The sequence below is a fragment of the Peptostreptococcus equinus genome (genome assembly GCF_027125355.1).
Taxonomy (GTDB): Bacteria; Bacillota; Clostridia; order Peptostreptococcales; family Peptostreptococcaceae; genus Peptostreptococcus; species Peptostreptococcus equinus.
In genome coordinates this window covers 990,037-1,002,892 of sequence record NZ_CP114052.1, presented here as the reverse complement: position 1 = coordinate 1,002,892, position 12,856 = coordinate 990,037, and the positions used below count along the sequence as shown (strand labels likewise).

Sequence of the window (12,856 nt, the reverse complement as noted above, 5' to 3'; positions counted from 1 at the left end):
ATTTTATTCAATTTGTATAAAAAAAAGACAAATGGATTATATGCTTTTTAAATTGCAAAATTATTGCCTTTTTTTATTTGATAAGGTATAATATACCTAGAAACGAATAATTTTTATTTTTTGTTGCATTTTTTATTTATAGGAGGGGAAAAATGGAATTTTTCAGTACTTTATATAATGTCGCTATGTCGGTAAGTGACATTCTTTGGTCAAAAATACTGATAGTATTATTAATCGGTGCCGGTTTATACTTTACTATAAGAACTAAATTTGTTCAAATTTCTTATTTTAAAGAACAATTTAGAATACTTTTTGATAAAGAAAATATTGCAGGAGCAAAAGAAAGAGGGGCAATATCTTCTTTTGGTGCATTCTGTATAAGTACCGCTTCAAGAGTTGGTACAGGTAATATAGCAGGTGTTGCTATAGCCGTTGTAGGTGGTGGACCAGGAGCTTTATTCTGGATGTGGTTAATAGCAATTATAGGATCTGCTTCAGCATTCGTGGAAGCTACATTGGCACAGATATTTAAAGTTCCTAATGGAACAGCTTCTAAAGGTGGACCAGCTTATTATATGGAACAAGCACTAGGAGCTAGATGGTTAGGAATTATATTTTCTATCTTAATCACAGTAACTTATGCATTTGTATTTAATGCAGTACAAGCAAATACAATGTCAATAGCATTAAATAATTCATTTGGTGTTGATAGAACTGTGTTTGCAGTTGTAATAGCCATTATTTCTGCTATTGTTATCTTCGGTGGAGTACAGAGAGTATCTAAGGTTGCAGAAGTAATAGTACCTATTCTTGCAGTTCTATACATAGTGATAGCATTATTTATAATTTTTATTAATATTAATAAAATGCCAGGATTATTTAGAGATATATTTGTAGGAGCATTTGAACCTAGACAATTTGTTTCGGGTACAAGCGCAGGTTTATTATCAACATTATTAATGGGTGCTAAAAGAGGTTTATTCTCTAACGAAGCTGGTATGGGTTCCGCACCGAATGCATCCGCAACTGCTGATGTTGAGCATCCAGTAATGCAAGGTCTTATCCAGTCACTAGGTGTATTTACTGATACAATTATAATATGTTCTGCTACAGGATTTATAGTCTTATTATTCTCAGGTTACGCTTCTACTGGCGATCAAGGTATATTAGTTGCACAGGCAGCTTTACATCACCATTTAGGATATTTTGGTAGTATATTCTTGGCTATATCTATATTCTTATTTGCTTATTCTTCAATAATAGGTAACTACTATTATGGAGAATCAAATATACAGTTTATATTTGACAAGACTAAAATTGGTTCTAAAATACCACTTAATATCATAAGAGTTCTAGTATGTGTATTTGTTCTATACGGTTCAATGGTTGAAATGCAAGTTGTATGGAATTTAGCAGATTTATTTATGGCTCTTATGGCACTTTTAAACTTGGTAGTAATTTTAATATTAGGTAAATATGCATATGCTGCTTTAGCTGATTATAGAAAACAGAGAAAAGAAGGAATATTAAAACCAATATTCTATAAAAATACTATTCCTGAATTAAAAGATAAACTTCAAATGTGGAAAAATAAAGAAGATTAAACTTTATATAAATTGAGTATTTATTCAATTGTAAATATACATAAAAAAGGGACATCAAAGGATGTCCTTTTTTATGTATATTTTAGTATTTTCATATTTAAAGTAATATCTTACTATATAAATTATGCTTATTTAGAAATTTACTTCTGTGTCGTAATAACAACATTTTAATAACTCAACCATTTCATCTACTGAAGGTTGTCTAGGATTTGAACCTGTACAAGCATCATCTATGGCATTTACAGCTATGTCATGAACTCTTTCAAGAAATACATCTTCTGGTACAAAGCCTTGTTCTGTTGGGAAAGAATCTGCACCATAATTTTTTATGCAATGTGGTATATTTAATTGATCATTCATGTCACGTAAATATTCAATAAGACTCTTGATCTTATCATCATCAGAATTTCCTTCTAATCCCATAAAATTAGCTATTTCAACATAACGCTTAGCTGTTTCCTTATCTTTTGCATTAAAAGCTATTACCTTAGGTAGATACATTGCATTTGCTGCACCATGTATAATATGTGCACCATCACCAAAATCTTGGAATATAGCTCCTGTTTTATGAGCCATTGAGTGTACAATTCCAAGTAAAGCATTTGAGAAAGCCATACCAGCAAGGCACTGTGCATTATGCATTATATCTCTACTAGCCATGTCTTCATTGTATGATTTTACTAGGTGTTCTTGTATCAATTTTATCGCATGAAGTGCTAATGGATCAGTAAAATCACAGTTAGCTGTTGATACATAAGCTTCTATAGCATGAGTAATTGCATCCATACCAGTATGAGCTACTAATTTTTTTGGCATTGTATGAGCTAAGTCTGGATCTACTATAGCAACATCAGGAGTTATTTCAAAATCAGCTATAGGATATTTTATACCTTTTTCATAATCTGTTATTATTGAGAATGCAGTTACTTCAGTTGCTGTACCTGATGTAGAAGAAATTGCGCAAAAATGTGCTTTATTACGTAATTTAGGTAATCCAAATACCTTACACATATCTTCAAAACCTACTTCAGGGTATTCGTATTTAATCCACATAGCTTTTGCAGCATCTATTGGAGAACCGCCACCAACTGCTACAATCCAATCTGGTTCAAATGCTAACATTTCTTTAGCGCCTCTCATGACAGTGTCAATAGATGGATCTGGCTCAATTCCTTCAAAAATTTTTACTTGCATACCAGCTTCTTCAAGATAAGCCACTATCTTATCCAAGAAACCAAATCTCTTCATTGAACCACCACCAACGCATACTATTGCTTTTTTACCTGGAAACGTTTTTAAAGCTTCTATGGCTCCTTTTCCATGATATAAATCTCTTGGTAAAGTAAATCTTGCCATTGTTCTTACCTCCTAAAAATATATGATTACTGTTATTTTAATACTTTGTAAATTTTTTGTCAATATAATCAATTTCTAACTGAAAAGTTTACTATATCTTTTATTTAAAGTTACATTTCATTTACATATTTCTAATTTAAGTATAAAATAATATATATAATAAAGAGTAAGGAGACTGTTATGAACTACAAAAAAGCATATAATCAATGGTTAGAATCTGATTATTATGATAAAGAAACAAAGGATGAATTATTAAGTATTAAAGATGATGAAAAAGAAATAGAAGATAGATTTTATAAAGATCTTGAATTTGGTACCGCGGGTCTAAGAGGAGTAATAGAGGCTGGTAGAAATAGAATGAATAAATATACGATAAGAAAGACATCGTTTGGACTAGCAAATTATTTTATAAATAATTTTTCTGATGCCAAAGAGCGTGGTATAGTAATAGCTCATGACAATAGAAATATGTCTAGAGAATTTTGTATTGAAGCTGCAAGAACTATAGCTTCAACAGGCATGAAAGTATATTATTTTGAAGATTTAAGAACCACACCTATGCTATCATTTTCAGTAAGAGAATTGAAATGTATTGGTGGTATCGTAATCACTGCAAGCCATAATCCACCTGAATATAATGGTTATAAGGTATATGGCGAAAATGGTTCACAGATAATGCCAGAAATAGCAAAGAGCATTTTGATGGAAGTCGATAAAATAAAAGATATGTATACCATACCAGAATTCAAAAAAGAATTTGAATCCAATATGATATTACTTGATAAAGATATGGATGAGAAATTTATCAAAGCTGTGGAAAAAAATAGCATAAGAAAAGATATGCTAGAAAAGCATGCTAAAGATCTAAATATTGTATATTCACCTCTTTGTGGTACAGGTAGAATACCAGTATCGAGAGTATTAAAAGATATAGGAGTAGGTAAATTAATTATTGTAAAAGAAGAAGAAATGCCAGATCCAAATTTTGCTGGCATAAATAAACCGAATCCAGAAGAAGCAACTGCTCTAAATAGAGGTATAAAGGTTTTAATAGAAAAAGAAGCTGATTTGCTAGTTGCAACTGATCCAGATTGTGATAGAGTAGGGGTGGCTATTAGAGACAAAAATAACCAAATTATACTACTTACTGGAAATCAAATCGGTGGACTATTAACTGAGTATATAATAAAGTCACTTGTAGATTGCAATAAATTGCCAGAAAATCCGCTATTAATAAAAACTATTGTTACATCTGAATTCGGTGCTGATATAGCAAAATCTATGAATGTCGATGTAGAAAACATACTTACTGGTTTTAAATTCCTTGGAGAAAAAGTAACCAATTACGAAAAAAATGGAAAGAAAAATTTTATATTTGGATATGAAGAGAGCTATGGATATCTCTTGGGAAGTCAATGTAAAGACAAAGATGCTGTTGTATCTACAATGATGATAGCGGAGATGGCAACTTACTATAAATCTCAATCAATGGATTTAAATGATGCCTTAGAATCTTTATATAAGAAATATGGATATTATAGAGAAAAAACTACTTCTATATTCTTAGAAGGTAAAGATGGTAGCCAAAAAATCAATAGAATCATGGATATTATTAGAAATAATCCTATAACAAATATTGGGGAGTATAGTGTAGAAGAAATATTAGACTTCCAAAACGGTATTGATGGTTTCCCAAAATCTAATGTGTTGAAATATATTTTAGATGATAATTCTTGGCTGGCACTTAGGCCTTCTGGTACAGAACCAAAGATAAAAATCTATATAGGTACTCATAACCAAGAAGATAGAGTTGCACTTGATAAATTGGATTTAATAGATAACTTTATAAGTGAATTAATAAATAAAATAGACTAGTATGTAACTAATATTACTATTAGGATGGAGGTAATACATGGATAAGGCGATTATTAATTATGAACACAGCCTGGAATTTCCAAAAGAATATGTGGCACTTGACATCGAGGCCACATCTAATGCCAACTATAATTTTTTAATTGAAATAAGTGCCTATAAAGTTAAAAATGGAGATATAATTGATTCACTAAATACTATTGTAAAACCACCAATTCATAGGAGGCTAAAGTATAAAAGATCAAAGGTTTCATCTCATATTCTCCATAATGGAGAAAAAATATATTATGTAGATGCCTTTATTGAAAAACTAACAGGCATAGATAATAATATGATTTATAATGGTTTAGAAGAAAAAAAGGCAATAAAGAAATTAGAGAAATTTATAGGTAATCTAACCATAATAGGTCATGGTGTGAATAACGATCTTGCTATTTTAGACCAAGCATACTTACGAGTACTAAAATATCCCTTGAAAAATAATTTTATAGATACATTTACCTTAGCTCTTTTTTTAGATAATATAGAATATTCTTTAAGTAGGTTATGTGATAAATATTCTATTGTGAATGAAAATGTACATAGAGCTTATTCAGACTCTCTATGTACATATAAATGCTATGAAGAATTAATAAAAGAAATAAACTATAAGTTTCATAATCATAAAGAAAGCCTATTTGCAGAATGGATGCAAGATAGAAAATTAAAATCCATTAAAATTCTTAAGAATAAAACTATGAAAAATATTAACTCAAAAAACTGGAGTAATTTATTGGACTCCTTTTTAGATAAAAGTTTTAAAGAAGATAATTTTTTGAATAAAAATATATACTTTGATATAGAACTAGAACAAAAAAAATTTAAAGATATAAAAAATATATTAAAAAAATACAATTGCACTATTAATAGAAAATTAAATATATCAACAAATTTTTTAATATGCGATTTAGATAGTAAATCATTTTTAGACGATTCAATACAGCAAGTTATAAAAATGAATAAAAGTGGTAAAAATATAAAAATACTTGATATAAGATTACTTAAAAACATATTATTCAATATATTTAATCTGGATACAGATAATTCAAATGAAAGTATAATAAATAATAAAATTCAAATATCTAACCTTAATAATGATAATTACACTTTTACTGAAGATAAAACCAATAATTCAGCCAGTAATAACCAACTTGATAAATTCAATCAAGATGATTTCTTTACAAAAAAAAGAATATATTTTTATAATAAGTTACAAGATGTCTGTACAAAAGAATATATAGAAAAACTAAAAGACTTGGATGCTATCATCTGCAATGAGTTTGATAGACATATTGATTATATTATAGTTGGTGAAAGTAAGGAAAAAAATATATTTATAGAATCTGAAATATGTGACCATTTAATATTTTATTTAAGCTTGGGCTATAATATAAAATTAATAAATGAACAAAATTTCTTAAAGCATTTTATATAAATAATTAAATATTAGAGGCAATATCTAGTTAAAATTATTATGTAAACTTTAAAAAATTAATTAATAAATTTGACATTAATAAATATTACTTGTATATTAATTATATAAGAACTATAAACAAAGTTTTGTTTATATACAAATCGGAGGAAGTTATGTTATTTGAAACATTTGGAGATAAAGATAAACCAGTTGCTTTATTGATACACGGTATCTTTTATCCAGGTAGCACTAGCTACAAAACTTTAATTCCTTTATTAGAAAAGGATTATTATGTTCTAGTTCCGCATCTTGAGGGTATAAACTATCCTGTAAGTAAGTTTATATCGTCAATGGAACAATCAAATGAAATAGTTAAATGGTTGAAAGAAAATAATATTAATAAAATAAGCTTTTTACTTGGTTCATCTTTTGGCACATCAGTGGCATTCGAGCTAATGAAAGAATTATGGTTGCAAATTGATATTGTAGCATTTGATGGTCCTACCTTAAAAAATAGTAAATATAGAGGAACTCTATTCTATATGGAGCTTAATAAATTAGTAGGTGATATCAAAAAGTATGGCATGAAAGCATTTGATAAATGGCCAAGATACAATCATATATCAACAGAGGATAAAATTTATATAAAAAATGTGTTTGAAAATATATCTTCTGAAACTATAAAAAAAATAGCATTTTCGTGTTATCACTATAAATTGCCATCTCAGCTATTTAGGGAGAACACAAAAATTACTTTCTTGATAGGAGATAGGGATAGATCAAAGAAAAATTTACCAGAACTAAAGATTTTGGCAGCAGGCGATATTAAAATAATTAAGGACATGAGTCATTTAGAATTCATGTTCAAAAATCCATTAAAATTCCTAGAAGAATGTGGATTATATTTGGACAATAAATAAGGAGGATACTATGAAAAAATTTTTATTAGGATCAGTTTTTGGTGCTGCAGTAGGAGTTGTTGGACACAAGTTATATAAGGAATATGAATTAGAAATTGACGAGTTCATAGATGAACATATTAGAACTAACAGAATAAAAGAGTTAGAAGATATGGAATTAGATAACTTAGAAGAATTAAGAGAAGAATTAGAAGATTTATTGTTCGAAATCGATGATATAATTGATACAAAAGTTGAAGACTACTTTGAAATGTATGACAACGATGATTATTCATATGAAGAAGAAGATTATGATGATGATGTCTACATTATTCCAAATGAATTAAATGAATAATTAATTTTAAATTATCAAAATAAACTATAAAACACGAGAGATCGTGTTTTATTTTTATACTTATTTTATTTTAAAACTTTATTTTGATATCTAGTATTAGTTTAGGGTTATGTTTAGCAATACTAAATAAAATAAAAATATTAAAAAACTTCGGTATTCTTTTATTAAATAAAAAATTTATATAAATGAACTTTTATTCTATCAAAATCGATTCTACAGTACTTATATACTAGTTTTGAATATTACACTTTAATTTCTGATTTTTTTAATCTAAACTGATATTAAAAACTTAACGAAAATTTGTTTGATTTCATATTCTGAAAATGCTATTGAATAAGAGGAATTTATTGTATATAATAGGTTTAGTTAAGTGATTTATATATGCGCATATACATTATATAAAGTATAAAAGAAAGAAGGTTTAATTATGTACAACCGGTACATGCTAAAAAAAATTACAATAGTAGAGTTAGGAACATTTATAATGGCTTTTGGTATTTACAATTTTTATTATCAGAATGGTATTACTGAAGGCGGAGTTTTAGGTATATTCTTAATACTTAAAAATGTATTTGATATAGAGATATCATTAGCTAATATTATAATAGATGGTTTATTACTATTATTAGGATTTAAATTTTATGGTAAAAAATTCCTGGGATTAACACTTTTATCTACAAGTACTTTTTCAATCTTTACAGCTATATTCGAAAAGATTGGATTTGTTATGACTATAAATAACAATATAATCGCTGCTATTTTAGGTGGTTTATGTGTAGGTATTGGATGCGGTTTAATAATAAATACAGGAGCTGCAGGTGGGGGAGACGATATAGTCGCGTTAATAGTATCTAAATTTTCTAAATTTAGAATATCAACTGTATATCTTATAACAGATATTAGTATACTTTTTTTATCTTTAACTTATTTGCCTATAAATAAAATGATTTACTCCATATTAGCAGTTATAGTAAGTGGACAAATAGTTGGATTTTTATACAAGTTTAACCATTCAGAAACTTCAATTGATTACGATATTAAAAATGAAGAATTGGCAAAAATTGCCGCTTAAAAGTGCTTTTGCACTTTTTTTTTGCATAAAACGTATATAAATATATATTTATATACGTTTTATGATATATCATAAATAGATTATATTGTTAATAATAAGCAAATATCAAAAGATATTTTAGCAAATACTGGGAAAAAGACTTGCATATATTATATAAATAGTATACAATAAATATGAAAGTTACAAATATGTAATACACTATTGCATATTTTACCATATATAATATATAAACTTGGAGGACATGATGAAAATTAAAGTAGGACTTAACGGATTTGGTAGAATAGGAAGATCGGTATTAAGAATATCTGAAAATAATGATGTAAATTATGAAGTAGTTGCAATAAATGCTAGAGCAAACGCTGAAACACTTGCTCATTTATTCCAGTACGATTCAAGCTTTGGTATTTTTGATGGTGATGTTGAAGTTAAAGATAATGATACAATAATAGTAAACGGAAGAGAAATAAAGATAACAAGAATGGCTACTCCTGAAGAAATTCCTTGGAAGGATTTAGGAGTTGATATAGTAGTAGAAAATACAGGCAAATTTAAGGATAGAGAAACTACTATGGGACATATAAATGCAGGTGCAAAAAAAGTTGTAATAACTTGTCCAGCAAAAGGCGAAGATCTTACTATAGTTCTTGGAGTAAATGATGAAAAATATGATAATGAAGTACATAATATAGTTTCTAATGCTTCTTGTACTACAAATTGCTTGGCACCAGTTGCTAAAGTCTTACACGAAAAGTTCACTATAGAAAATGGTATGATGACTACTGTACATGCTTATACAAACGATCAGCAAGTATTAGATAAAACTCATAAAGATTTAAGAAGATCTAGAGCATGTGGTGCTTCAATAATACCTACTACTACAGGTGCTGCTAAAGCCGTTGCTTTAGTTTTACCAGAATTAAAGGGTAAATTAAATGGTTTCTCTTTAAGAGTTCCTACTCAGACCGTTTCAATAGTGGATTTGGTAGTAAATGTTGCAAAGAAAGATGTAACTGTAGAAGAAATTAATCAAGCTTTATTAGAAGCTTCTAAAAACGAAATGAAAGGTATCTTAGGATTCTCAGATAAACCACTAGTATCTATTGACTATAAGGGAGATAAAAGATCTTCTATTGTTGATGGGCTATCAACTATGATTATGGAAGATGGACTAGTGAAAGTACTTTCATGGTATGATAATGAATGGGGTTATGCTAGCAGAACTTCTGACTTAGTTGAATTAATAGCTAGTAAACTAAAATAATAGAGTCCAATTTAAGCTTTAAAATCAAATATATAAAAGAGTTGTAACTTATGTTATGACTCTTTTTATATTCTGACAATATAAAAATATTTTAAAATTAAAATAATAATAAAAAGCTAATAGAATTTCTATTAGCTTTTTATTATTTAAATATGTTATTTATTTTATAAAATATGCGACACCTATACATCCTGGTCCTATATGTGTACCAACTGTACAACCTATAGGTGATACTTGTATATCATTTACATCTTTATCAAAAAACTTAGAGTAATTTGATTTGTATTGATCAAGTAATGAACTATCCTTACCAGTAAAAGCAAAAGAATATGGCATAGAATTATCTATTGGTCCATTTTCTTCAATTATATCAACAAGCATCTGGCATGCTTTTTTATATCCTCTAGCTTTTGCAACTCTTGTTACGAGGCCATCTTTTATAGTCAATATTGGCTTTACAGACAATAAGTTACCTGCCATAGCCTCTAATTTAGACAATCTACCACCTTTATATAAATATTCCAATGTTTCCATTACAAAGAACATTCTTATTTTATTTTTCTTTTCTTCTAGCTTTGTATATATTTCCTTTGCGGATAATCCTTGCTCTACCAAACTTATAGCATATTCTATTAATATTCTAACAGATACAGTAGCATTTAGGCTGTCTACAATAAATATCCTATTTTCATCAAATTCACCTGCAGCTATTACCGCAGAAGAGTATGTACCTGATAATTTAGATGATAGGGTAATGGCTACTACATCATGACCTTCATCAATTAAATTTTTAAATTTTTCTCCAAATTCATATGGAGTAACTTGACTCGTTTTTGGTAAATCATCGTTTTGTTCTAGCAATTCATAAAATTTTTCTGAGCTTAAATCTATACTATCTAAATATTTATCTTCGCCAAAGAATACAGACAAAGGTAAAAATATTAATCCCAATTTATCAGCTTCTTTTTTACTTATATCCGATGCAGAATCAATTACTAACTTTACTGACATATATTTTCCTCCTAAGCAATAAATCAACTATATAATTGCTTTGTAATTTAGTTGATTAAAATCTTCTTTATATATTATACCATGAATAAAACAATAGTAATAGAATAACTTAATAATGTAATGATAGTATTAGATGATTTAATACATAAAAAAGGATTAAATTTAAAATAAGCACTAATAATTAATTAGATTTCTAATTTAATGTGTTTTGACTAATCATATAAGTTATTTAACTACACAACTATTCCCTAAATATACATTTAAGGAATAGTTGTGTATGCTACTCTAGATATTAATAATGTTATAATTGAAAAAAGCAAACCCACAGTCAAAAGTGATACTATTGATATTAAAATACGAAATAATATAATTTGGTACTTCATACCTAGAAACATAAATATTAAATTGATTATATATAATAATATAAAAAAGCTTAATAATCCTGACTTACTATTAGTTAAATCTTCCTTGCTTAAATCCATATGAGTTGTTATAGAATACATAATATAAATGTACATTATATATAAAACATAATTATTCTGTGTAAATGGATTTAAATTAGCAATTATAGCAATTACTATACTAACATATATATTAAAAGAATCTTCAAATCTATTTATATGGTTCATATATTCCATATTTCTATAAAATACTTCTAAAATATTATCATATTTATCTGGTAATAAAATGCTCATAAAAATTATCAATGCACTTATTCCTACAATTACTGGTGCTATTCCAATAAAGAAATTTCCAATCATCTGATACTTGCTGTTTGTGTTGCATTTATGATTCACATATCCCATTACACCGTCATATCGGCTTTTAAATGGCCTTATTAGATTGAATTCTGTAATCTTGTGCCTAAATATTAAACAAAATATAATATGGCTAAATTCATGAACAATTGTACCAACCATGCCAGTGAACAAAATACCATTGAAACCAAATGTATTATATATATAGTAGGTATTTTTCTTTTCCACGTAGGAAAAAATCATTCCAAAAAATCCAATTATAAATAAAAAGCCCAAGGAATATATTAATGATACTAATAGCTTATCACTCAAAAGACTTGCAACCATCTAATTACTCCTCATAACCAATATATGTAGCTTCTAACCTATATATTGGCATACCTAAATCCATAAATTTTTCTTCGTATTCTGTTCTAATATTATCTATAAAATCGCTATTAGCAAGGTCTAAAGATATATTTTTAAGTTTCCAGCTAGAATCTGAAAATTCATTTAGGGAAAACTCGAATAATGATTTATTATCCGTCTTAAAATGTATTTCACCTTTATTATTCATTTTCTTTTTGTATAAGTTCAAAAAAAATTGACTAGTGAGTCTTCTTTTAGCATTTCTTTTCTTTGGCCATGGATCACAGAAATTGATAAATATTCTCGATAATTCCTTATTAGCAAAGTAAAAGTCTAAAAATTCAACATTACCCCATAAAAATGTAACATTATCTAGTTCAAGTTCATCTGCTTTTTGAGCCCCCCTAAGTAATACTTCTTCCTTAACTTCCAGTGCGATATAGTTGATGTTTGGATTAGTTTTTGCTGATTCAATTATAAATTTACATCTTCCAGAACCAACTTCCAAATATATAGGATTATTGTTTTCGAAATATTTTGACCAATTACCCCTATACTCTATCATTTCTCTATATTTTTCATCGTGAACAGGTACTCTGAAATTTCTATCTTGATTTGCAAATGAATAAATGGAGATTTCTCCACTATCCAAAGTATTTTCTGTGGTTTGTTGCGACTTAAGTTTTTCAAGCAATCGAGTATTTGGCTTCATATTAAATAGTCCATTAATTACATACTCTTTATATGAAAGTAGCTTATCCTCTGCTCCACTTCTTCTTCTCCTTCTCATTTAAACCTCCTTTTTACTTTATTCATATATAATATTATACTATGTTTTTCTTAAATAAAAAACTAAAAAGACCAGTC

The 12,856-nt window shown here is 27.7% G+C and carries 11 protein-coding genes; 7 read left to right on the top strand and 4 right to left on the bottom strand.

What is annotated here, in order from left to right:
* Positions 1-152: 152 nt before the first annotated feature.
* Positions 153-1,604, top strand: coding sequence for an alanine/glycine:cation symporter family protein (locus O0R46_RS05075; protein WP_269310642.1), 1,452 nt, complete (start codon positions 153-155; stop codon positions 1,602-1,604).
* Between the two features lie 132 nt (positions 1,605-1,736).
* Here O0R46_RS05075 and O0R46_RS05070 read toward each other — a convergent pair whose 3' ends face one another.
* Complete coding sequence (locus O0R46_RS05070; protein WP_269310641.1) at positions 1,737-2,960, bottom strand: iron-containing alcohol dehydrogenase; 1,224 nt, start codon at positions 2,958-2,960, stop codon at positions 1,737-1,739.
* 180 nt (positions 2,961-3,140) lie between these two features.
* On the opposite strand from O0R46_RS05070, the gene O0R46_RS05065 reads away from it, so the two are divergent.
* The 6 genes from O0R46_RS05065 to gap all read left to right on the top strand — a co-directional run bounded on the left by O0R46_RS05065 (position 3,141) and on the right by gap (position 9,872).
* On the top strand, positions 3,141-4,835 hold the full coding sequence (locus tag O0R46_RS05065) for a phospho-sugar mutase (protein ID WP_269310640.1): 1,695 nt from the start codon (positions 3,141-3,143) through the stop codon (positions 4,833-4,835).
* A gap of 37 nt (positions 4,836-4,872) precedes the next feature.
* On the top strand, positions 4,873-6,306 hold the full coding sequence (locus O0R46_RS05060) for a 3'-5' exonuclease (RefSeq protein ID WP_269312507.1): 1,434 nt from the start codon (positions 4,873-4,875) through the stop codon (positions 6,304-6,306).
* A 152-nt stretch (positions 6,307-6,458) separates the two neighbouring features.
* Positions 6,459-7,205 carry an alpha/beta fold hydrolase gene (locus O0R46_RS05055; protein ID WP_269312506.1) on the top strand — a complete coding sequence of 249 codons (747 nt, stop codon included), beginning with the start codon at positions 6,459-6,461 and terminating at the stop codon, positions 7,203-7,205.
* A gap of 10 nt (positions 7,206-7,215) precedes the next feature.
* A complete protein-coding gene (locus O0R46_RS05050; RefSeq protein ID WP_269312505.1) occupies positions 7,216-7,539 on the top strand; it encodes a hypothetical protein in 324 nt (107 codons plus the stop codon).
* 442 nt (positions 7,540-7,981) lie between these two features.
* A complete protein-coding gene (locus tag O0R46_RS05045; RefSeq protein ID WP_269312504.1) occupies positions 7,982-8,611 on the top strand; it encodes a YitT family protein in 630 nt (209 codons plus the stop codon).
* A gap of 244 nt (positions 8,612-8,855) precedes the next feature.
* Complete coding sequence (gene gap / locus O0R46_RS05040) at positions 8,856-9,872, top strand: type I glyceraldehyde-3-phosphate dehydrogenase (protein ID WP_269312503.1); 1,017 nt, start codon at positions 8,856-8,858, stop codon at positions 9,870-9,872.
* 159 nt (positions 9,873-10,031) lie between these two features.
* On the opposite strand, the gene O0R46_RS05035 is transcribed toward gap, so the two are convergent.
* The 3 genes from O0R46_RS05035 to trmB form a co-directional block, all read right to left on the bottom strand.
* The gene (locus tag O0R46_RS05035) at positions 10,032-10,883 is read right to left on the bottom strand and encodes a DegV family protein (RefSeq protein WP_269312502.1); all 852 of its coding nucleotides are present in this window, start codon (positions 10,881-10,883) and stop codon (positions 10,032-10,034) included.
* A 260-nt stretch (positions 10,884-11,143) separates the two neighbouring features.
* A complete protein-coding gene (locus O0R46_RS05030) occupies positions 11,144-11,968 on the bottom strand; it encodes a hypothetical protein (RefSeq protein ID WP_269312501.1) in 825 nt (274 codons plus the stop codon).
* 4 nt (positions 11,969-11,972) lie between these two features.
* Positions 11,973-12,779, bottom strand: coding sequence for a tRNA (guanosine(46)-N7)-methyltransferase TrmB (gene trmB / locus O0R46_RS05025; RefSeq protein WP_269312500.1), 807 nt, complete (start codon positions 12,777-12,779; stop codon positions 11,973-11,975).
* Positions 12,780-12,856: the final 77 nt, after the last annotated feature.

Bases quoted from the DNA above. Each gene is read 5' to 3' on its own strand.
- O0R46_RS05035 (WP_269312502.1), bottom strand. From the start codon at position 10,883: ATGTCAGTAAAGTTAGTAATTGATTCTGCATCGGATATAAGTAAAAAA.
- O0R46_RS05065 (WP_269310640.1), top strand. From the start codon at position 3,141: ATGAACTACAAAAAAGCATATAATCAATGGTTAGAATCTGATTATTAT.
- O0R46_RS05030 (WP_269312501.1), bottom strand. From the start codon at position 11,968: ATGGTTGCAAGTCTTTTGAGTGATAAGCTATTAGTATCATTAATATAT.
- gap (WP_269312503.1), top strand. From the start codon at position 8,856: ATGAAAATTAAAGTAGGACTTAACGGATTTGGTAGAATAGGAAGATCG.
- O0R46_RS05075 (WP_269310642.1), top strand. From the start codon at position 153: ATGGAATTTTTCAGTACTTTATATAATGTCGCTATGTCGGTAAGTGAC.
- trmB (WP_269312500.1), bottom strand. From the start codon at position 12,779: ATGAGAAGGAGAAGAAGAAGTGGAGCAGAGGATAAGCTACTTTCATAT.
- O0R46_RS05055 (WP_269312506.1), top strand. From the start codon at position 6,459: ATGTTATTTGAAACATTTGGAGATAAAGATAAACCAGTTGCTTTATTG.
- O0R46_RS05050 (WP_269312505.1), top strand. From the start codon at position 7,216: ATGAAAAAATTTTTATTAGGATCAGTTTTTGGTGCTGCAGTAGGAGTT.
- O0R46_RS05045 (WP_269312504.1), top strand. From the start codon at position 7,982: ATGCTAAAAAAAATTACAATAGTAGAGTTAGGAACATTTATAATGGCT.
- O0R46_RS05060 (WP_269312507.1), top strand. From the start codon at position 4,873: ATGGATAAGGCGATTATTAATTATGAACACAGCCTGGAATTTCCAAAA.
- O0R46_RS05070 (WP_269310641.1), bottom strand. From the start codon at position 2,960: ATGGCAAGATTTACTTTACCAAGAGATTTATATCATGGAAAAGGAGCC.